Genomic DNA, 525 nt, shown 5'->3' with positions numbered 1-525 from the left:
CCCAAAGCAGGTGAAAAGTCAAAAGGTTTATTTGCTTTCAGACAACACTCAAGTAGCTGATGTCGAGCAAAGTACTGCTAAGCCTCTTAGCTCTTCTTCCACCACTCAGGAGGAAAAAGCAAAAGGTTTTGCCTCTTTCCCCCCTTCGTCCCCCTTTTCTCTTTCCCCTGTAACCCCTAACTCTATACCCCCTATAATCCCCCAATCTCGTCATCTTCGCTTCGCTCAGATGACCCAGCTCCAGCCCCGTGCGCGTGAGGCAAAATTTTTGGGAGCCTATGATGGGCAATTAAGCCTGACGGACGTATCACCCCATAAAGGCTTAAGGGAGCAGGAGGCTCTCGCCTTCGTAGATTACTTCAATAGCAAGCTAGCAACAAAGCAAGCTAACATACCAGCGTTGCGCTCTCTGCAAGGAAGTCGTCTAGCTGAACTAAATGCCCGCCTTCGAGAGTATGGCGCAGATGCCCTGCTGGAGGCTGTTGACAATCTCGTGTCAAGCGAGATGCTCAATGGTCAGAATGC

General features: G+C 50.1%; 1 protein-coding gene. It reads left to right on the top strand.

The window, feature by feature from the left end:
* Positions 1 to 229: 229 nt before the first annotated feature.
* The coding region (locus PORUE0001_RS10630) for a hypothetical protein (protein ID WP_410524546.1) at positions 230 to 525 on the top strand (296 nt) is incomplete at its 3' end.

The sequence above is a fragment of the Porphyromonas uenonis 60-3 genome (assembly GCF_000174775.1).
In the GTDB taxonomy this organism is placed as follows: Bacteria; Bacteroidota; Bacteroidia; order Bacteroidales; family Porphyromonadaceae; genus Porphyromonas; species Porphyromonas uenonis_A.
The sequence above is the reverse complement of the archived record's forward strand: the minus strand, read 5'-3'. Positions and strand labels throughout refer to the sequence as shown.